Source organism: Dysgonomonas sp. GY617 (genome assembly GCF_015233815.1).
Taxonomy (GTDB): domain Bacteria; phylum Bacteroidota; class Bacteroidia; order Bacteroidales; family Dysgonomonadaceae; genus Dysgonomonas_A.
Genome location: NZ_JADCLR010000010.1, coordinates 1 through 18,834, shown reverse-complemented (window position 1 = coordinate 18,834; position 18,834 = coordinate 1). Strand labels below are relative to the sequence as shown.

At 36.0% G+C, this 18,834-nt stretch carries 15 protein-coding genes and 1 pseudogene; 1 reads left to right on the top strand and 15 read right to left on the bottom strand.

What is annotated here, in order from left to right:
• The 7 genes from IR022_RS08675 to IR022_RS08645 all read right to left on the bottom strand — a co-directional run.
• Window positions 1-434 (bottom strand): carbonic anhydrase (locus IR022_RS08675; protein WP_317174060.1); only part of this gene is annotated, 434 nt, incomplete at its 3' end.
• Between the two features lie 285 nt (window positions 435-719).
• Window positions 720-1,214, bottom strand: coding sequence for a hypothetical protein (locus IR022_RS08670; protein WP_194203435.1), 495 nt, complete (start codon window positions 1,212-1,214; stop codon window positions 720-722).
• 80 nt (window positions 1,215-1,294) lie between these two features.
• Window positions 1,295-1,549, bottom strand: coding sequence for a hypothetical protein (locus tag IR022_RS08665; protein ID WP_194203434.1), 255 nt, complete (start codon window positions 1,547-1,549; stop codon window positions 1,295-1,297).
• Window positions 1,550-1,553: 4 nt separating this feature from the next.
• Window positions 1,554-1,787 carry a glycohydrolase toxin TNT-related protein gene (locus tag IR022_RS08660; RefSeq protein WP_194203058.1) on the bottom strand — a complete coding sequence of 78 codons (234 nt, stop codon included), beginning with the start codon at window positions 1,785-1,787 and terminating at the stop codon, window positions 1,554-1,556.
• A 58-nt stretch (window positions 1,788-1,845) separates the two neighbouring features.
• The gene (locus IR022_RS08655) at window positions 1,846-2,106 is read right to left on the bottom strand and encodes a hypothetical protein (protein ID WP_194203433.1); all 261 of its coding nucleotides are present in this window, start codon (window positions 2,104-2,106) and stop codon (window positions 1,846-1,848) included.
• A 3-nt stretch (window positions 2,107-2,109) separates the two neighbouring features.
• Window positions 2,110-3,273: a glycohydrolase toxin TNT-related protein gene (locus tag IR022_RS08650; protein ID WP_242053157.1), complete on the bottom strand. Its 1,164-nt coding sequence runs from the start codon at window positions 3,271-3,273 to the stop codon at window positions 2,110-2,112.
• Window positions 3,251-4,498, bottom strand: a complete 1,248-nt coding sequence (locus tag IR022_RS08645; RefSeq protein WP_242053159.1) for an RHS repeat domain-containing protein — start codon at window positions 4,496-4,498, stop codon at window positions 3,251-3,253. Before IR022_RS08645 ends, IR022_RS08650 begins: the two co-directional genes overlap by 23 nt.
• On the opposite strand from IR022_RS08645, the pseudogene IR022_RS08640 reads away from it, so the two are divergent.
• Window positions 4,467-5,321, top strand: a pseudogene (locus IR022_RS08640) (phage integrase SAM-like domain-containing protein); the annotation flags it as partial. The gene IR022_RS08645 and the pseudogene IR022_RS08640 overlap by 32 nt on opposite strands.
• Here the strand turns inward: IR022_RS08640 and IR022_RS08635 are convergent.
• The 8 genes from IR022_RS08635 to IR022_RS08600 all read right to left on the bottom strand — a co-directional run.
• Window positions 5,246-7,288, bottom strand: coding sequence for a glycoside hydrolase family 65 protein (locus IR022_RS08635; protein ID WP_194203432.1), 2,043 nt, complete (start codon window positions 7,286-7,288; stop codon window positions 5,246-5,248). The pseudogene IR022_RS08640 and the gene IR022_RS08635 overlap by 76 nt on opposite strands.
• Entirely contained in the window at window positions 7,288-9,393 is a 2,106-nt protein-coding gene (locus IR022_RS08630) for a glycoside hydrolase family 97 protein (protein WP_194203431.1), read from the bottom strand. Before IR022_RS08630 ends, IR022_RS08635 begins: the two co-directional genes overlap by 1 nt.
• A 136-nt stretch (window positions 9,394-9,529) precedes the next feature.
• Window positions 9,530-11,131, bottom strand: a complete 1,602-nt coding sequence (locus IR022_RS08625; RefSeq protein ID WP_194203430.1) for a RagB/SusD family nutrient uptake outer membrane protein — start codon at window positions 11,129-11,131, stop codon at window positions 9,530-9,532.
• 15 nt (window positions 11,132-11,146) lie between these two features.
• A complete protein-coding gene (locus IR022_RS08620; RefSeq protein WP_194203429.1) occupies window positions 11,147-14,155 on the bottom strand; it encodes a SusC/RagA family TonB-linked outer membrane protein in 3,009 nt (1,002 codons plus the stop codon).
• Window positions 14,156-14,378: 223 nt separating this feature from the next.
• Complete coding sequence (locus IR022_RS08615) at window positions 14,379-15,968, bottom strand: DUF6377 domain-containing protein (protein WP_194203428.1); 1,590 nt, start codon at window positions 15,966-15,968, stop codon at window positions 14,379-14,381.
• A 108-nt stretch (window positions 15,969-16,076) separates the two neighbouring features.
• Window positions 16,077-16,310 (bottom strand): hypothetical protein, encoded by a 234-nt coding sequence (locus IR022_RS08610; protein ID WP_194203427.1) that lies wholly within the window; start codon window positions 16,308-16,310, stop codon window positions 16,077-16,079.
• A 1,040-nt stretch (window positions 16,311-17,350) separates the two neighbouring features.
• The gene (locus IR022_RS08605) at window positions 17,351-18,178 is read right to left on the bottom strand and encodes a hypothetical protein (protein ID WP_194203426.1); all 828 of its coding nucleotides are present in this window, start codon (window positions 18,176-18,178) and stop codon (window positions 17,351-17,353) included.
• 12 nt (window positions 18,179-18,190) lie between these two features.
• The coding region (locus IR022_RS08600; RefSeq protein ID WP_194203425.1) for a hypothetical protein at window positions 18,191-18,834 on the bottom strand (644 nt) is incomplete at its 5' end.

Below are 18,834 nucleotides of genomic sequence, written 5' to 3'. Positions count from 1 at the left end.
CCTAACACAACAACAAGCTTTGCTCCGGTATGTTCTACTGCATATTCGATACTCCCTTCTTCGTAATCACTCATTACATTTCCGGCTGTACGAATCGTAAATATATCACCTAAACCTTGGTCAAAAACAATTTCAGGAGTCACTCTTGAATCAGAACAACATATAACAACGACTCTGGGATGCTGACCTTCTGCCAACTCTTTTACCCGTAAAGAATCCTGATGGATGTGGGCTAGTTTACCCGAAACAAATCTTTCGTTTCCTTTAATCAGATTCGTTAAAGGATTTTCATCAATTAAATCGACCTCATTTTGATGAGATGATAACGCATTTTGAGTACTTGCATTTTCTGACTTTGAAGTACACGAAGAAGTTCCACCGATTAACAAAACTCCTATAGCAAAGAATACTGCTTTTAATACTGTTTTTTTCATAAAAGTGAAAACTATTTTTAAGTGTGATAATTAAAACCGACGCAAATTTACAATTATGATCTCTTATTTAATATCCGAAACAATCTATTTTCATTGAAATTCTTTTATATCGCTTATTATAAAAGAGAAATTTATACATTTCACTCGTTGTATTAGCAAAAAGATATGTAACAGTAAAAAATAAAGAATATTATTCAGCATCGACCGCTTGTGTTTATTTTGGAAACCTCTTAGTCTAGATAGAAATTAGCCTCCAGTAGTTAATACTGGAGGATAGTAGTTAAATCATTCGAAATGAGCAAAGATATTACCTAATGTTCCTGTTTTTAGCTTGCACACAATATCTTCCGGATGAAAAATTAATCCCAGATCCGCTTTTCTATTTTCTTCAGATAGTTTTCCAACATGATCAAATGGTTGATTTACATACCATATCCACCAATCATCATCGGTTTTCCCTTTTGAGATAGTCCAGTCACGCTTATCCCTAAATAATATATCCGTATCTCCAACTTGCGGACTGTTTCCTACGGTTTGCCAAAAACCGAATTTAATTCCAGCTTTGGTTACACAATGGGCATAAAAGTCAACCTGATCGCTTACAATCTCCTCCAGTATAGGTGTTGCATCTATCGGGTATACTTTCTTAAAAGCCCTAATCACATCGCTGTTGAGCTGTTCCATGTCACTGATGATATATTGCAGGTATCTTTTTGTTGTACCGTCTACCTGTGCACAAAATATGTCCCCGATCTTTGTATTACTGATTCTATTTGCCATAAATTTTTAGTCAATTCCATATTTTCCCCAACAACTGTAGTAGAATTGTATTTAAACAAGGGGATTTTATATCGAAAAAATTAATTTAATCCAAACTTCTTTTTAATTTCGATTTCGTCAAAAAAAAGTTTATACATATAATCAAATGCATCTTCCTTTGATATAAAACTACGTTCCACGTTTCTTCCACCTCTTTCATCTAAATAAAAAACATCCCATTTAGTATAGTTTTGATACAAAATGATGGTATTAGGCTGCAAATCTCCCTCTAATGAATATTCTTTTTCATCAATTCCTAAATCATTAAGTTTTTCTTTTAATTGATTTATATCCATTTATTTAAAATTTAATAATAAATTCTCTTTTTAATAATGTATTTACATTAACAGGAACTTGATATTGTGCTCCTCCTCCTCCTCCTCCTCCTCCTCCTCCTCCTCCTAGTTGATTAAATGCAGGGGCAATTGTTGACCTCACAACAGGTATTGGTTTTACTACTTGATAAACATTGTAATTTCCATTCTGTGCACAAAATATGTCCCCGATCTTTGTATTACTGATTCTCTTTGCCATAATTTTTTAGTCGATTCCATATTTTCCCCAATACTTGGGAGAAATAGAATTTATTATGTTAAAAATTTAGTCCATTTTTTTTAGCTCTCGTTATTGTTCCTTTTAGCTCATTATAGATATATCGACAAGCATCTTCTTCTGTTTCAAAAATCTGTTCATTGTGTATACTTCCTCTTTCACTAAGATAATATACTTTCCACTTATCTTGAAACCTATCTAAAATAAGACAGTCAGGATTCTGTTTTCCATCTAAAGAATAATAAGACTCACTTATAGGCAAGCACTTTATCAACTCTCTCCAGTTATATTTTTTTTCCATAATTTAATATTTAATAATAAAGCCTTTATCTATTAAAACTCTTACTGGTACAGGTGTCTGATATTGAACGCCTCCACCAGGTTGTCCAAACCATGGCGTTATTATTGATTTTTGTACAGGGATTGGTTTTAGTACTTCGTATTGATTATATACACCACTATTGTTTGGAGGAAGTGAACGTGATGATATTGGGGTACCTGGTTCAGAGAAAAAATAACCTTGATCTCCACCATAACGATCTATTTTTGTATTTGGCATTAAATACTCATTAGTCGTACTACCTAGAACAGCTCCATTATTTGATGGATAAATTGGTGTGCCAGTTTTCCAATCCAGATTATAATCCTTTGCGTATTTATAACCCGCACCCGCACCAGAAAGAGTGCCCATTATCGCTCCGGACTTCATTCCTGATAAGCCCATCTCATTAGCCTGCTCTAGATCTCCAGTTGTTAGATAACCGACTGTAAACCCAGAAGCATATCCACCGCCAGCTCCTCCAGCCAATCCTCCCACGGTACCTTTTATCACTGGGCTGGTTATTCTAAATCCGTTGACTGTGACAGCACCTAATGAACTTGCTGCAAACTGTCCGGCATACCCTCCTACTAGACTAGATGCAGCACCAATACCTCCACCTTTTAAAATTCCTATTCCAGTTTCTCCGCTTAAAGCTGCATTCGTTGCTCCAACGAGAGCACCACCTACAGCCCATCCAACGGGACCATACAGTGCTAAATCTCCAGCTACAGCACCAGCCCCTTGTCCTATCATCTGCCAAGGGGTTCCGTGTAGATTTCCTTGCCAAATATTAACACCCAGATTTATAACACCTCCGATAATACCCGCCACAAGATCGTCAATGCCCAGCCACTCTCCTGTGAGATCATTGTATCTTAACGGATTATTCCAGCAATATGAATACCTGTTAAAACTTTGGCTAAAATCAGGTGATTGTACATATGGGTCCGGAGATAAGAATCTTCCCACTGCCGGATCATACAAGCGGGCATTCATATTTATCAGCCCATAGCTTGTCAAATGCTCATGTCCCGTAAAACCTCTGCCTCCCAAAACTAGGACGACCTCGTTACCTATTTCATATACGCTCTGGCTTTGAGGATTACGCAAACGTCCCCATGGATCATAACTTAGTCCCTGTTGCATCTATCACATGGGTAATACTACCTAAATAATCACGTCCTATATACTGAATCTGCCATGTTCCTGTGCCTTGTTTAACATACACAGCCGCTGCTGAATATGCATCACCTCCAAGATACAATCTTTCCTCTGTTCCGGCAATAGTTTTATCAATTTCATACTCTCCGCCAATATAATAACGTTCCAGTTCAGTTGTATCTCCCCGTTGCGTTAGCATTTTCACCCGATCACCATTTCCATTGTAAGTAAAAGTCGTTACCTTCCCATTTTCTTGAATGGATAAAGGTCGCATCATATTGGTATAGGTAACAATTTGCCCCCTGCGGTAATTTTGTAATCCATCGAGATCTCCTTGCTGACAAGTAGCAATTGTTGTAAGGGCATAAGGCTTAGGGGAATTGTATTTAAACTGTCCGACATTCGGGAAATAGGTAATATTCCCTTTTTCGTCATACCCTATTTTTTTATCTCCAAAAACCGATAAACGATTTAGCCTATCGTAACTAAAGCTTTCGCGCAGATCTCTGATATTGTCTTTTCGCCAATTCAGATTCCCCGTTTGAGGATCAAAATTATAGCTAAAATTCTGGATAATAGTAGTGCCATTCTTTATCACCCTTGATGTGGGCAGACCAAAACTGTCATATTCATAGGTTCGAGATAATACTCCTGTAGTAGCTGAGACAGACATTCCCAGGTTATTTTCCCCGGTCAGTTTCCAAATTGAAGTTTCGTCATGAAGCTTTATCTCTGTATTATGACCGTTTGCATATATATAGGTCAGAGTTGTAATATCTCCCGATTGCGAAGAATTATAATTTACAGATGAAAGATTACCTCCATTATAGGCATATATTTTTTGTAACCATTTATCATCGAGAACGGTTTCTTTTTGGGTTTTCAGTCTAAACAGTTCGTCGTAAACATAAGCAACCGATATACCATTATTGCTGAATTCACTTTCAAGTAATCCGTCTCCATTGAAAGTATAAGTGCTAGTAAGTTCACCTACAATCTCTTTTATCGTCAGTCGGTTATATGAACCATAAACCATCTTGGTTACTTTACCTCTTGCGTCAGTCTCCTTATTGATATTACCGGCAGCATCAAACTCAAACCTTTTTGTTCCTGCACTGGGATCATGTATTACAGTTTGTCGTCCATATTTATCATACTCAAAAGAAGTCTCAACATCTCGCAAGAAGCCTTTTGATGCAGAATCCGTCAAAAATCTGTATCAGGGAAGCATGGGGGCACAAACAACCCTGCTTGTGCTTCTTGACAGGCATATGAAAGGATTACGAGCTCGTATCGAAATAGATGTTGGCCCGACCACATTAAGCAGTTATGTGTACACCCATCGGTCATTAGGCAAATTCATCAAAAAGAAGTTCAAGACCAAAGATATCGCTTTCGGGCAGTTGAACGAGCAGTTCATCCGTGAGTATCAGGACTTCGTTCTTGTCGAACAGGCTTATTCAATGGATACGGTTTGTCATTATCTGGCCATCCTGAAAAAGACATGTAAAGTTGCATTCAAAGAAGGTATTTCCGAGAAACTGCATTTTGCCCATTATAAACTACCCAAACAAAAAGAAGCTACACCCAAAGCATTAAGCAGGGAGAGTTTTGAAAAGATACGGGACTTGGAGATTGATCCTAACCGTCACTCCTATCTGCTTACCCGTGACTTGTTTCTCTTCGCCTGCTATACCGGTAGTTCTTATGCAGATATAGTCCGTATAACAGAAGAAAACCTGTTTACCGACGAAGAAAATAACCTTTGGCTTAAATACCGCAGAAAGAAAACCGACTTTCAGACCCGTGTCAAATTACTGCCCGAAGCCATCGCCCTGCTTGAAAAATATAAAGACGAGGACAGAGAAACATTGTTCCCGATACAGTCGGCAGAAGTGGTACAACTCAATATGCGAGGATTGCGTGTTATGGCTGATGTAAAGCAGCCAATCTCCTATCATTCAGGAAGACATAGTTTTGCCTGTTTAATTACACTTGAAGAAGGAGTCCTGATAGTTAATTTTTTCCAATGAGAAGGCATTGCAGTTTGTAAGTATTGAATCTTTCCATCAGATTGAATGTCTATTCCTGCAAATCCCATCAAAACAGTTTGTAAAATGCCTCCTGCACCTGTAATAAAATATGGATTGTTACCGCCTTTGGTTTCAGCCATTACCCGAAAAGGAGGGAGTAAATTTTCTTCATAAGCATCCTTGAACCATTTATAAGCATCTTTGCTATTTCCTAATCGGCTATATAGTAATGCAAATATAGCTTGAGTCATCGCAGGAGTGTTTTTCTGTGGAACCTTTGTTTCGTAGTATGCTAAATCTCTCCTGATTTGTTCTTTATCTGTTATTATATTGAGAGGATAAGCCAATAGGTTTACATCTGCTTGTTTAATATTCTCTCCATTGTATGAATCATGTTCACGAGTAACTCCATTTTCCATTTTCGAAAAGACAAGATTCTCTGCAATTTCTTTCCATTTATTCTGTATTGGGAGGTTGAGTATTTTGGCACATTCATTTGCATATTCTAAATTCAGTTTAGCTATGGCATTAGTATAGGCATTGTTATCTACATTTTCAGCCCACTCGTCTGCACATACTACATTGCGTATTTCGAATTTACCTTTGTTCTCGGTTACACGGCTTTCCCAAAATTCGGCAGTGTTTTTGAGTATTGACCATCCTTTGTCTCTTAACCATTCTTTGTCTTGTGTTACCAGATAATACTTCCATGCAGCAAAAGCGATATCGCCTGTTATATGATGTTCGTAGGTACCTGACAGAGCCCACACCGGAGTTTCTTCTTCTCCACTCATTGCACTTTCCCAAGGATATTTTGCTCCTCTATAACCGTAAGCTGAAGCATTCCTTTTGGCAGAATCTAATCTGTTGAAACGATATTCGATAAATTCTTTAGCCATTTCGGGATGGAGTATTAGCAATGGGGGATACATAAATATTTCGGTATCCCAAAATACATGCCCGTTGTATCCTAATCCACTTAATCCCATTGGAGATAGAGAGTATCCCGATCCGCTTCGAGTAAAGGAATACAGATGGTACATCATATTATGTATGTCTTGTTGTGCTTGTGCATCACCCTCGATAATGATGTCGCTTTCCCAAAGAGTATCCCATTCTTTTTTATGATGTGCTAGTAATTTTTTTTTACCTTGAAGATTTGCATAGATAGAAAGACGTTCTGCTTGATTATATGGGTCTTTCAATTGTTCGGATGATACTAGAGAACCGACTAAAGAGAAGGTGTAGGGCTGATCTTTTTTTATTGCCTTAACGAATTTCATCAGATGAGCATCATTATCTCTCATTTCATGTAAAACTCGTGGCTCTTCACCATGCTTTTCATCAAAAAGAAATGTATTTGAAGCCACCACTGTTGTTTTCCCCGAAGGACTTTTGGCAATAGTTGTTAATAATGGAATATAAGCGTGCGATGGGTTTATCTCGTTAAAATATTGTTGGTCGTCCCGAAAAGTGGAAGGTGTTTTCAATATGTTCTCAGCTACCAGATAAGTATCTTTTAGAGGAATGACTGTTATATTCATCATTGCATTGTGGGGCAAATGACGTAATGCATAATAATAATATTGTACCGATGCAATATCTTTGAAATCGAAAGAACCTGTAAAAACTCCCGTCCTCATATCCAGTTGTTGTTCGAAATTGGATATGTTGGTCTCTGTAACATCTTCCCATCCGATAGACAATTTTATGTCCAATAGATTAAAACTAGGTAAGAAGTTGCTAGTACGTCCGCGTCCATAAGTATCATATACACCTGCAAGTATAACCTCTTTCACTTTCAGAGGTTCAGGCGATGATACAATTCCTATCATTCCATTCGAAACACTTATTCCATAGTAGTCCGAAGGGTCTATTTTATCTGCTTTAATAACCCAAGCATCTTGAGATTTTATTGCAATTGAAAAAAGGGATATGAGGATGAGAGTGATTACATTCCTTTTCATTATATTTCTTTTATGCTAATAGCAACACCTCCACTTGGAGCTAATTTTTGTTTTAATTTTGTTTTGTAGGTAACTGCTTGTTTCGAGATGATATAACTCTGTGGATTGGTTCTCCAATCTGCATTTTTACCGTCTGCATATATGATAGCTTCATATTTTTTTCCACTGGGTAAGAAACTAAGGTCAATAATTGCTTCTCGAGGATTTTCGTCCGTAATTCCGCCAATATACCATTCGTTTTTACCTTTAGCTTTTCGTGCAATAGTGATATAATCGCCAGGCTCGGCTTCGAGGATATATGATTGATCCCAGTCAACGGCTACATCTTTTATAAATTGGAAAGCATCCGGGAAATGTTCGTAATTTTCGATCAAATCGGCAGCCATTTGCAAAGGACTATACATAGTTACATACAATGCTAATTGCTTAACTAAAGTTGTACTAAGCTTTGCACTGTTGGAACCATATACAGATAAATCACCTTGAAAAATTCCGGGAGTATAATCCATAGGTCCGCCCATTAGACGAGTAAATGGTAAAATAGTTGTATGATCCGGATTGTTCCCGTTGAACGATTCAAATTCTGTTCCACGTGCCGATTCTTGAGCTATCCAGTTAGGATATGTACGAGAAAGCCCTGTTGGGCGTACAGCTTCGTGCGAATTTACCATAATTTTGTAATCGGCAGCAACTTTTGCTACACGGTTGTAATGGTTGACCATCCATTGTCCATCGTGATATTCACTACGTGGTATCATTGGTCCTACATAACCCGTTTTTACAGCATCGTAACCATTATCGACCATAAATTGGAATGCATCATGCAATTGACGTTCATAGTCCACAACTGATGAGGTTGTTTCGTGGTGCATAATTATTTTTACACCTTTTTCGGCTGCATATCGTTGCAGCTCTTTTACATCAAAGTCGGGATATGCCTTTGTAAAACTGTATATCTTTTCTTTTACGTAGGCAGTATTATCTTCCCATCCTTCATTCCATCCTTCGACAAGTACCGCATCAAAACCATGTTTTGCAGCAAAGTCTATATATTCTTTTACATGGGTAGTATTAGCACCATGATGTCTACTAGGTTTGAGAGTTGCATAATCTGTTTTTTCGATAATAATATCCTGATTATCGGTATATGCCCATTTAGAACCACCTCCTGTGAAATACTCCCACCATACACCAATATATTTTGTGGGTTTAATCCATGATGTATCTTCTATTTTAGATGGCTCATTTAAATTCAGTATCAAGTTAGATGCTAAAATGTCGCGAGCATCATCGCTTACAACAATTGTACGCCATGGGCTTACATTTCCTGTTTGTATATATGCTCTGTTTCCGTTTTTATCGGGAGCTAAGTGTGAACTCAGTTCGAATTCTTTGTCATTTACATTTAGGTGCATTGCCGGATAGTTGACAAGTGCTGCTTCGTGTATATTTATGTATAGACCATTGGCTGATTTCATCATCAATGGTGTTTGAATGGCTAGGTTAGGACTTGGCGCTTTTGCTGCAAGCGGCTCTTTACGTACTTCGTCTATTAATCCCGCAATTTCTGAAATTTTAGATGTTGTTATCGGGAACTCATTGGTGTCGTAATCAGCAGGAATCCAAAATGTTTTATGATCTCCTGTCAAATTAAACTCCGTTAATTCGTCTTTTATAGTAAAATGACGAAGATTGGCTTGTACGGGAAATTCATAGCGAAACCCTAATCCGTCATCAAAAAGACGGAAACGTATATTAATAGAGCAAGTTGTTTTTTCTTGAGTTAGAGAAATCAACATTTCGTTATAATTCTCTCTTATTTTATTGTTTTCGCCCCAAACAGGAGTCCATGTTTCATCAAAAGAAGCATACTCAGTATTGGCAATGGAAAATCCTTCGGCAAAAGGACGAGGAGCATTGATAACAAAACCCATTTTACTGTCTTTAATAACTTCTTTGCCTTTGTACTGAAGATTATAGACAGGTGTTCCATTTTCTTTTAGTTGGAGGGTAAGAGTCAGGTTGTTATCCGGTGATTTGAGTGTTTGTGCAATCAAACTACCGAAAACGAGTAAATTGAAGCAGAGTAGAGTCAGTTTCTTCATTTCATGTTTTTATATGTTATTATAAGATAGATTTAGAATTTGTATTAAGTACAAAAATAAGCTAAATCTCTGTGACTACTAAATTTTTCAAATGACAGATAAGCGGTTTTACTTATCTGTCATTTACTTTTTGTTTTTATTTTAAATAACCTGGGTTTTGAGTCAAGTTTTTATTACTGGATAATACGTCCGATGGTATTGGATACACGATACGATAAGGTTCTGATTGTGCTTTATCAGTGATAGGTTTAGTAAATGTTCCGAAGCGAATCATATCATTTCTACGCCACATTTCCCAACTCAATTCAAGCATTCTTTCCTTTAATATATCATCTAATGAAACTGATGACAAGAGGGTTGTATTCACTCGGCTTCTTACTTCGTTAATAAGCGTCAAGGCTGCTCCTGTGTTTCCTGACCTTAATTCAGCTTCTGATTTCATAAGCAATACATCAGCATAACGGAAAAGTACCCAATCGTTGTGGACAAAATCGCCCGAACCTTGAAATTGACGGTCTATTTCATATTTTTTCCAGCGGGCTCCGGCTCTCTTTTTGGCATCCGATCCATCTAGCTGCAATTTTACAGCTAAAGGCAGATATTCGAAATCGTTTCCGTCCTCTGCTGTTATAAATTTACCATTCGGACCAGTTACCTTGCCGGTATAAAAACACAAATCCATACGAGGGTCGGGCTTGTCTGTTCCATAACCCAATGCTTGCATCATTTCTATTGTAGCGCACGAACCATTCCATGTTCCCATTCCAAAAGCATTTCCATGTGTATAATGCAAAGTCCGATTGTTTATATTGACATTTGATATACGATAGAGATTCGGATCTTGTGGGATGACAAAAATATTCTCATTGGATGTTTCATTTTTTACTTCGAAATTTGAAGAATAATTTTGTTGTAAGCTATAACCTTCTTCTTTGATCAAATCGCAGTAATGTTTGACTGCTACCCATGCGCCTACATCTGTTCCATTAATAGTAAAAGAGGTTGAACCTGAAGGATTACTTCCATTTACTTCCCAATTGTCGTCTGAATATACTTGAGCATTGACTGCCAATTTAGCTAAAAGGAAATATACTGTCGATTTGGTCATACGTCCATAATAGTCGCCTTGTTTGTTTGAATAGCCCGATGCCATGAATGGCAGTAATTCATCTAATTCTTGTTTTATAAAGGCATATACTTCGCTTCTTTTAGATTGTTTTACTTCCTTAATTGGAATGTCAACAGTAATAGCAACAGGTACTCGCCCAAATTGATCTAACAAATAGAAATAGTTTAGTGCTCTTATGGCTTTTATCTCCGCTATATATGTATCATAGAATGTCGCGGAAGGATTATTCTGTTTTGCATTTTCAACTATTTTCAGACTTTGATTACATTTTCCGATTGCTGCATATCTTTCTTGCCAAGAGTCATTTAAGAAATTGAGTGCGGGAGTCCAGCTATGATTATGCAAAGAGCGGAATATGCCACCATCGTCCCAGTCGCTTCCTCGTGTTGGGATGATAGCTTCGTCCGAAGGCAATTCGCTTAAATCCCAAGTTGCTGTTGTTGCCAGGTTTCTTATGTCATTGTATAGACTAGCTACAGTATTTACATATACTAACTCTGGAGTTTTGTAGGCCTCCTCTTCTGGTAGTTGATCAATCGGAGTTTCATCTAGAGAACAAGCACTAAATGAAAATAGAATTGTAGTTATGATAAAATATATTTTTTTCATGATTTGAATTGTTTTTTAGAAGTTTACACTTACACCTAACGAAAACGTACGAGCTACAGGATAAAATCGCTTGTCATCGTTACCAAATGTGTTATTATTACTATCCAAAGTAGAACTATTTATCATTGGAGTAAGACCCGAATAACTGGAAAAAGTATGTAGGTTATTAACCGAAGCTGTCAATCTTATAGATTTTACCCAATTCTTGAATTTCTCTGTATTGATATTATATCCTAAAGTAACATAGGCAATATTCAGATAGTTACCGTTTTCTAGCCAGTAATCTGTTACAGTATTGTCGTAAATATTTCTTTCGGGAGCTCCTCTCAACAAGTTGTATCCGGGAAAATTATTCATGTTATTCAAAGTCATTGCAGTTCCATCATATATTTTATGACCGAAAGCTCCATTCAATTGTGTCTGAATGTCAAATACTTTATATCGGAACTTCAAGTTCATTCCTAAGTAATATTTAGGCATAACTTGTCCGGCAATATAGCGGTCTTTACCATCCGCAATGTTTATACCGTCTTCGCCGTCAATATCTAGTACATTGTACTTGTTTTTACCATTTACGTCTTTCAAACCATCGGTTTTTGGTAGATAAAACACTCCGAGAGGTTGTCCTTCAAACATATACACAACATTATTGTTACCCTGTATTCCGGCTCCTTTAACCGAGCTTAATTTTACATAAGCACTTGGAGTCAAAGGTTGTCCTTTATAGGTTCCGGTCAGAGATGTTACTTTATTCTTTTGATAAGATACATTTGCAGACACATCAAATCCTATATCTTTGGTGTTAATGGCTGAATATCCAATTGAAAATTCGAGTCCCATATTCTTCATAGATCCAATATTAGCTAACAATGTATTGTAGATAAATGGTGGTTGCGGAACAGAATATGTATAGAGTAAATCGTTGGTTTTAGAATTATAGTAATCGAACGTAAGAGTAATTTTATCATTGAAGAGAGAAGCATCGAACCCTATATCAAATGTTTTCTTTGTTTCCCACTTTAAGTCGGGATTTGCGTTACGCAGATAGGTGTATGCAATTGTCGGGTTACCATTGACTGTGATGAGCGACGAACCGTTTGTTCCTAGCAATTGTAATGAGTTGTATGGAGAAATCGCATCCTGATTACCTGTTATACCATAACTGGCTCTTAGTTTCAGGTAGTTGACAAAGCTTAGGCTTTCTTTCATAAAATTCTCACTTGCCATATTCCAAGCCAGCGAAAAAGCGGGAAAGAATCCCCATTTATTATTTTTACCCAATTTGGATGAGCCATCACCTCTCATATTGATAGTTGCAATATATTTGTCATCATATACATAGTTGATACGCCCTAGGACAGAAAATAATTTGAAGCTGTTTTTGTAAGACGAAACATCACCATAATTAATAATTGCGCCTCCTCCTAGATTGTCGGCTCCGTGATAATCGCTCGAATATCTGCTGGATGCAGCACCAAAACCCCGACTTTTGTATTCTTGTCCTTCTACAAGTCCTAAAATATTCAAAGAATGTTTTCCGATGGTATTTATATAGCTTAAGCTAAAATTTCCTAAATAATTTTCGTTTTTATTGTCATTTCTCTCAGCTCGTCCGCCATTTTTAATCATACCCGGTCTCGATTTTATTGGTAGGTAAGTAGAAGCATCATCATCGTTGAATGTGTAAGAACCAAAAGCACTCACTTTAAACCCTTCGATAATAGTCCATGTTGCCCGAGTATGTGCTGTTGCGTCATATCTTCTGTTATATTTTTCGGTATTTATAAGATCCAACGGATTATAAACTTCGCTGGCAACAGGGTCTCTGGGCCATGTGCCATCTGCATTTTGTGCATTTGAGAATGTCGGATTCATTGTCACAGCACCATAAAAAGTGTTTCTAGCATCGTATAAACTACGCATTTTCATTCTGGAACCAAATATGCCCGATTCGAGTTTCAGTTTATTATCGAAAAACAACTGTGATACATCTATTCTTAAATTATATCTTTGTTTGGAAGTTGTTTCTATAATACCTTTTTGGTCTATGATACCTAACGATATGTTGTAATTTGAATCTTCGTCTCCTTTACCAAAAGAAATTTTGTGATTTTGTGTATAGCCCGTCTGTAATATTTCGTCCATAAAATCAGTTGAATAACCATCATCGATGAAGCTCAAACCTCTGTCTTTTGCCGCTTGGCGATACTGATCAGCACTTAACGAGTGTGTTCTTTTAGCAATTGTCTGTACTCCAAAATTTCCATCATAACTGAGTGTCTTTGTTCCATATTTTCCTTTTTGAGTTGTAACAACAATCACACCGCTTGCTCCTCTAGAGCCATATTGAGCAGTTTCTGAGGCGTCTTTCAATATTGTGTAGCTTTCGATGTCGTTAGGAGATAGTGAGTTCAACATATTCAGATCACCCATTACACCATCCACAACTACTAAGGGATCATTTCCTCCAGATAACGAAGTTGTACCACGAATACGAATACTCGGAGCTGCTGTTGGATCACTGCTAAGAGTCTGAATATTAACGCCGGCAACTCGACCTTGTATAGCATCTAGAGGGTTATTTACCACTCCTACATTCATATCCTCTTTTCCGATTTTTTGTACAGCCCCCGAAATCGAGTGTTTGTTACCTACTGCATAACCGATTGCAACAACATCCTTCAGCATGATAGCATCTTCTTGTAGTTTGATGCTTATAGTTGTACGTCCATTAACAGGAATTTCCTGCTTCGCAAATCCAATATAGGTAGTTTCTATAGTTGCATTCGAGGGTAGGTATAACTCGTATTTCCCATCTATATCTGTCATAGTACCATTGGTTGTTCCTTTTTCAAGAACAGATACACCGATGAGAGGCTCGTTTTTATTGTCAGCTACTATACCTGATACTTTTATCTTCCCGTTTGTTTGTGCATTTAATGATAATGCAAATGAAGACAATAATACCATTATAAAATAACAAAACAATTTCCTCGAGTAATAAGGAATAAATTCTATTTCCATGGTAAAAAAATTAGGTGGTTATTTAGGATTAGTATTTTTGACGAAGGTATTATAGAAGGTCTTTGTGTAATAATAATTAATATAAAATACGAAAGGTTAAATCATGTATTCCACTTGTTGTCAAATAGATACAGATCTTACTCCTAAATAAAATCAAGACTGTATATAAATTAGAAAGTGTAGTAAATCTCCTTATTATAAGAAATTTTTCACAAATATGGGCTTAGTTCTTTTTTATCTGCATTATTCTATATTCGAATTCTTCTTTAGGTACGATAGATTTATTTTTAATTTTTGCTTTGTATGTATAGATTGTATTTACCGAAAAATTAAGAAATTTGGCTATCCTTTCATTGTCATTTATTCCTAGTCTGATTAAAGCGAATATCCTAAGCTCAGGGGTAAGAGTATTATTATCTAAATGAATACGCTTGCTATCAGGAAATAATTTGTTATATTCTTCAAGGAAAGTAGGGAATAATTTTAAAAAAGTATTATCAAAAGAAGAATACATATTTTCTCTTTCACTTTTTAAGTTATATTCTAATTGAAGTTTATAAATATCATTATATTGACGGGCTTTGAGTTTATTATCTAAATTTCTGAAAAGAATTTCAGTTTTATCCAAATATTCTGATTTACCATACAAAGATTCGATGATGTACTGATCTTTGATATCATTAGATTCCTTAAGCTTATTATTAAAAGTGGACAATTCGTTCAAATGATTTTGAATAAGTTGTTTAGCTTCCTTGAGTTTTTTGTTTTGTTTATAGTTGATTATCGAAGATGTTAAAAATAAGACAGAGAGAATACTTACTATTATTAAAGACATACTGATATTATTTCGCTGCTCTTCAATAATATTTAATCTTTCCTTCTCAATAATGGGAAGAATAGAATTTACGTCCATTTTTCGATGTCGTGCATTATAGAAATTAGCTTCTTCAAGTGAGATTTGAATGTATTGACTAGCTTCTTTAATCTTTCCTTTTTTATACAAATATCTGGCAAGAGTAGTTTTGGATGTTGTTTCAGTTGTAGCAGATCTTATATCTGATATGGCAGATAGAGCCATGTAATAAATCGCATTTTCGTCATCATCTTTTGACATATAAAGATTTCCTAGATGTGCTGTGTTGATCGCAAGTTGATGGTCATCAGTCTTAAATGACTTTATGAGGTGTGTATAAATAGTTATTTTTTTTTTCGTACTTAGATGTATGTTCTTTAGTGAACTTATATTATGATATTCATATGAATTAGGATCAAGATAGATTAGGGCTGAATCACAATATTCAATACTTTTATTTTGATACTCCGTTCTATATGGTTCTGTATTATTATTATTAATCAAATCAGAATACAGACGGGCGCATTCGGAATAATAATTAGATTTTAACTTGTCTGAAGCACTATTAATATTAGTTGTGTTTACTATATCAACGGCTTCTTTAAATAGACCTGAAGACATGAAACAAAACAGCAAATTGCAGTTTGCTATAATTTGCAATTCAGGATCATTCAGTTTTTTTGCAAGTAATTTTGTTTTAATAGCATATGTATATGCTGAATCGTATTGATACGATTTGTATTCGTCGTAGATTTTGTTGTTTAAAGAAAATTTTTCACTATCACTATTTATATTTGAGAGGCTTATTTTTAATTCTTTGATTCTATTTTCTCTTTCTGCATAATATACTTTTCTATTAATGATTTCTTTATCTAATATATTCAATATAGAGTCGATTTTTGATTGAGAGTATGATAAAGAAGAAAATAACATAAAAAATATCAAAACTACATTTTTCATAATTTTCTAGAGTTTAATAAAGAAATCATAGTAGTAGATTATTTATTTCAATGTCTTCAAAAGGAAATGATAAAGATATCACATTCTTCAAATTAATATTATCTGTAATTAGTTCCATAGAAATAAACGAAATAAATATCCAGAGATTAACCATGCAACTAAGCAAACAAGCATAGTTCCAAAACTTACTTCGATAGATAAAATAATTATAATAACTATAGGCAAAAGAAATATAAATAATCCTGTGATACCTATAAAATAAGTAGCACATCCTGATTGTCTACAATTTAAAATTGTTAAACAAATTTTATCACCTTGATTTTCTATTTTATACTCAGCCATTTATTCCTGTTTAGTTCTTATCTTTCATCCTTTGATAGTCTCTAGACCTTGCCTTTTGTGCACTACGCCCTGTACCATGACTTTCAAGTCGGAGACCACACTCTCCCGCTCTAAGCGAATGACTTCGTCATAGCGGAATAGATTAGCAGGTTAATTTTCTCTATCTGCTTGTTCAGCCCATTGGCAAATGTACTTTTCCCTTTCAGCCTCCCGACTCTAGCATCCCATAGCTTAACGTCGCATCAATCTTCGTACAGAATAAGCCATTGTTTTACCCACATGGATTCGTCTCATGGCTGGACAAAGTCCATTCTTTTTCAGGTAAAATAACACCTTTAATTCATTTGTCATAACGCTCATTTTTAGTTTTAAAATTACTACCAAATGACCTCTTCACTCTTTTTTGAATTGCAGGCTGTTAATAAGCAAATAGTAGCCAAGATGAAAACAATTTTGCCAGTTTATCTTAGCTAGTTATTAAGCTAAATAAATATAGACATATTATAACATTTAGTTTTTTTCTCCATGAGGATATATACACACCAAATAAACAATAAAGAAATTCGACTTCTAATTAATCAAAATAAATATTGCAAACAAATAGATTAAACACCAGATTAAATATACTATTTAGGTCTAAAACAAAATAAATATACCATATCAATAGACCCTCTACAATATTAAATACTCAAAAACAGTTGCAAATAAATCTCTGACAGAATATATATGAAAAAGAACAACAACAAGAGAAACTTTCACCCATTTTTAGTTATTAGTATTTTTTCTCACTTATTGGGCAAAATACTTTATTCTATATAAAATATATGGGTGTATTTGCAAAGGGAACCCCTTCGATTGAAATTCGAAGGGGCTGAAGTCATCTGCAATTTTCAAAATAGCATACTTGTTGCTGCTGAATTTGGATTCACAAAACTTGAATATACACTCCTCATATATTATAATCTCCAGAACTAACACTGCCTTGTCCCAACCGAATATCTACCTGATCAACGGCATTACCCGAACATCCTAAAAACTACTTACATCTCTGATATAGTTAGTGTATTATATGATCCATCTGTCGTTGTTTTTATTTGACTAGTATTATTATTACTATAGAATAGCATCCTAAAAGTATCATTTACGTGAAAATATATAAATACCTTATTTACAAGTGTCGCATTGAATGGATTTGCTGTACTACTAACAATAGGAGCAGTAAATACACTTTTAGAATTTGTAGCATTACCAACATTTGTTCCAATAGTGAGCTCAAGATGTATACGGGATAGATTTGATGACCACACTATATTTTCGAACATAGCTGTACATGATATCGCATATACACCTGTACGGGGAGCAGTAAAAACTCCAGTTGCAGGATCAAAACTGTTTGTCAAATCCTCTACTTCTGTCCAGTTTGTCCAGCTCTTAGTAATAGGAGCACCTGTTGTCGTCATATCTAGTGCCACCTCATTCCTGGCTATTACGTATGCTTTGGTAGGTAAAACAGCTAATCGTAACCAAGTATTCCCATCCGAATATTCTACGCCATTATTGTACCTGATAGCTCCGGCTCCGGCAGCTGCTGCCGTCATCGCCGTTGTGCCCAACCCCAATTCACCATTACCCAGAGATCCTCTCAGGTCGACTTTTACCGCAGGATTAGTCCTTGCCAATCCCCAATACCCGTTATCCAGGAGTCTGCTTAATTCGGTATTAGCTGAGTTGCGTGATAAAATAACCGGCATGGTGGTCGATTCGGATTTGATATCCAAAGTGGCAGTTGGTGATTCTGTATTTATCCCGATTTGGGAAAAAATACAACAAGGAGAAAGAAGTAGTATATATAGAATAATTATTTTCATTTCTGTAGATATTTATTGTATAACAATAGATAATTTATTAAAAGCAATATCCGCATTAGGGTTAGTACTATCTCCATAGACACGAGGATGAGTATCTAGGCCTCTATTGTGAAAAAGCTGAGGAAATAGAGTATCACCTGCATTCAAAAAGAGTGTACCAGTACAAATAATAGGCGTCATAAAAGTACCTGCTATTGCAAAAGAGTTCACAGACTTAATCGTCGCACCGTTGCTCGCAACCCACATCCCTTCCAAATAACTATCTGCTTGAACAGAACCAGTGGTTAATTGAACCATAAATGAAACTGTATACAATCCGGTTTTAGGAGCTGTAAAGGTACCAGTCGTTCCATCAAAAGAGTTCAGAGGGTCATATTGGACTTCCCAGCTACCCAAACGGGTAGTTGTATTGTTGGGACAGACCACCATATTGTAAGAATTATCGGCAACCACACAACTTCTTACCATATCTGCTTCCAGAGACATCCATTGTGTTCCATCTGAAAAATGTAATTCCGTACTACTTGGCACATACTTTAAAGCTCCGGACTGAGCGGCTGATGCTGAAAGATTAGTACCCCCGATACCGATAATATTGTTGCTTCCTGAACTGCCTCTCAAATCCAGACGTACAGCTGGACTTGTTGTTCCCAGCC

Coding starts and splice junctions, on each gene's coding strand:
- IR022_RS08655 (WP_194203433.1), bottom strand. CDS start 2,106: ATGGAAAAAAAATATAACTGGAGAGAGTTGATAAAGTGCTTGCCTATA.
- IR022_RS08650 (WP_242053157.1), bottom strand. CDS start 3,273: ATGCAACAGGGACTAAGTTATGATCCATGGGGACGTTTGCGTAATCCT.
- IR022_RS08620 (WP_194203429.1), bottom strand. CDS start 14,155: ATGGAAATAGAATTTATTCCTTATTACTCGAGGAAATTGTTTTGTTAT.
- IR022_RS08625 (WP_194203430.1), bottom strand. CDS start 11,131: ATGAAAAAAATATATTTTATCATAACTACAATTCTATTTTCATTTAGT.
- IR022_RS08660 (WP_194203058.1), bottom strand. CDS start 1,787: ATGGCAAAGAGAATCAGTAATACAAAGATCGGGGACATATTTTGTGCA.
- IR022_RS08665 (WP_194203434.1), bottom strand. CDS start 1,549: ATGGATATAAATCAATTAAAAGAAAAACTTAATGATTTAGGAATTGAT.
- IR022_RS08670 (WP_194203435.1), bottom strand. CDS start 1,214: ATGGCAAATAGAATCAGTAATACAAAGATCGGGGACATATTTTGTGCA.
- IR022_RS08610 (WP_194203427.1), bottom strand. CDS start 16,310: ATGGCTGAGTATAAAATAGAAAATCAAGGTGATAAAATTTGTTTAACA.
- IR022_RS08605 (WP_194203426.1), bottom strand. CDS start 18,178: ATGAAAATAATTATTCTATATATACTACTTCTTTCTCCTTGTTGTATT.
- IR022_RS08615 (WP_194203428.1), bottom strand. CDS start 15,968: ATGAAAAATGTAGTTTTGATATTTTTTATGTTATTTTCTTCTTTATCA.
- IR022_RS08630 (WP_194203431.1), bottom strand. CDS start 9,393: ATGAAGAAACTGACTCTACTCTGCTTCAATTTACTCGTTTTCGGTAGT.
- IR022_RS08635 (WP_194203432.1), bottom strand. CDS start 7,288: ATGAAAAGGAATGTAATCACTCTCATCCTCATATCCCTTTTTTCAATT.